2 protein-coding genes are annotated in these 1,957 nt (G+C 65.6%); both read right to left on the minus strand.

Features of this window, described 5'->3' with window-relative positions; genetic code table 11:
• Positions 1–183: hypothetical protein (locus AC6H42_RS19345; RefSeq protein WP_497548740.1), on the minus strand; the 183-nt coding region annotated here is incomplete at its 3' end.
• Positions 184–200: 17 nt separating this feature from the next.
• The coding region (locus tag AC6H42_RS19350; protein ID WP_497548741.1) for a choice-of-anchor U domain-containing protein at positions 201–1,957 on the minus strand (1,757 nt) is incomplete at its 5' end.

Raw genomic sequence — 1,957 nt, forward strand, 5'->3', positions numbered from 1 at the left:
GCCGCGGCGCAGAGTGGCTTCTCCTTCGAATGCGGTGCCGGCGCCGAGGTCGACGCTGGGCCGCCAGCCGTCCGGATTGTTGCGCCCCGCGTGCGCGCCGATGTAATAGCCGGGCGCCTCTGCGGCCGCCGCCTCGGCCATGATTCCCACTGCGAGCAGCGCCGCTGCAAAAGCATATGTCATCTGTATCCTCCGCGTTTTCAAGCAAAAGATGTACCGAATGCCGCGTTGAGATCGGCCGCCGTGGCGCTGCCGGCATGCACGGTGCCGACAAGCTGCACCTGGGCCAGGTAGTCCTGCTCCACCGCGTCGATAAATCCAGCGTCGGACGTGGAGCCGTACTGTGCTGCCAACGATAGCACTAGGTGCTGAACCGCCGTGCTTGTTTTGTTGGCCAGCAGGTAGCCTTCGGCGTCAAAGCTGAAGGCATTGTGCGCGGTGGTGCTGAACCTGGCGCCCAGGTCGCTGTAGCCTGCCGCCTGCAATTGCATGGCTTGTGCTTCTGCGGTGGTGGCATATTGCGTCAGTCCGCGTGCGTTCTTATAAAGATGATAGTCGCTCTCGCTCACGCCAACGGCCGCAGCGGAAAAGCCGGTTTCCGTGACTACCTTGCCGTAGCACGCGTAAGGCAGGCTCTCGCCATCGGCCGCGAATGCCCAGTCGCGCGTGCAGGGCTGGAAATAGGCTCCAACGTGGCGGCCGCCAAGGCTGGCATCGAGCCCGTCGAAGCGTACGCCTTCGAACACGTTGCCCGAACCCGCCGCCATGCGTGCGGCGTCGGCCGCATGGGCGCTGTAGTAGCGGTCGCCGGTGGACAGCAGCACGCTGTATACGGGCGCGCGCTGCGGGTCCATGCTGTAGGCCAGCATGCCGGGATCGACTATGGTGCCATTGGCAACGCCGTCCTCGTCGCCCCAGCCGCCGTCGGTCAGGGTGATGACGATACGGTCGGTACGCCCGTCGCGGTTGGTGTCAAGCAGTGTGGCGCCGTTGTCGTAGGTGTCAAGGCGGCCGTCGTCCAGGAAACTGTACCAGCGCTGATTTTGCTGGTCCCATTTCATGAAGTCGTTGGACAGCACGCCGCCTGACGCCAGGTCGATCACCACCCGAGTCTGCAGGCCTTCGCGCGACGCGTCCATGTCGGCCAGCGGCGCGGCGCCGCTTTCGGATGTAACGGAAAAGTTGAACATGGGGGAGGCCTGGGTCAGATTGTCCGGCAGGGCCGCAGGCGCTGCGCTCAGGCTCAGGTCAAGCAACTGGGCGCCTGTGCTCAGCTGAACGCCGCCGCCTGGCTGGCCGGCATGGACATCGCCAGCCAGGATGGCGCCGAATGACGATGCCGCCGCATTCTTGCCCGCCAGGAAATCGGCCAGCGACGCAAGCGGCATTTGGGCCACGGTGTGCTGCTGCCAGTCTGCCACGCCATCATGATTGAAGTCGCCGCCGTTGGCAGCCATCTCGACCGACGGCGCGACACCGTCGATGTCGGTGACGATGGTGACGTTGACGATCGAGGAGGCCACCACCTTGCCGCTGCTGTCGAGGATCTTGCTGACGAATTGATAGACGCCGTCGTCCAGTTGCGCTGTACCCACGGTGATGCTGCCGGACTGCGCGTCCGCCGCCGTGATGACGCTGCTGCCGGCCACCTGGCCGTCCGGACGCACAAGCCGCACCGAGCCGCCTTCGCTCAGGTAGCTGCCTGCGGCGATGGAAAATTCGGGCCGCACAAGGCTGGTCACTCCGTCGCTGGCGTTGGCGCCGTTGTCTGACGCCTGCGTCAGCGTTGCCTTGATCGACGGTGGCTGCACGACTGGCGGCTGCACCACGGGAGGCTGAACCACGGGTGGCTGCACCACGGGAGGCTGAACCACGGGCGGCTGCACCACGGGAGGCTGAACCACGGGAGGCTGCACCACGGGAGGCTGAACCACGGGAGGCTGCACCACGGGAGGCT

It is taken from the genome of Massilia sp. NBRC 108631 (genome assembly GCF_059704565.1).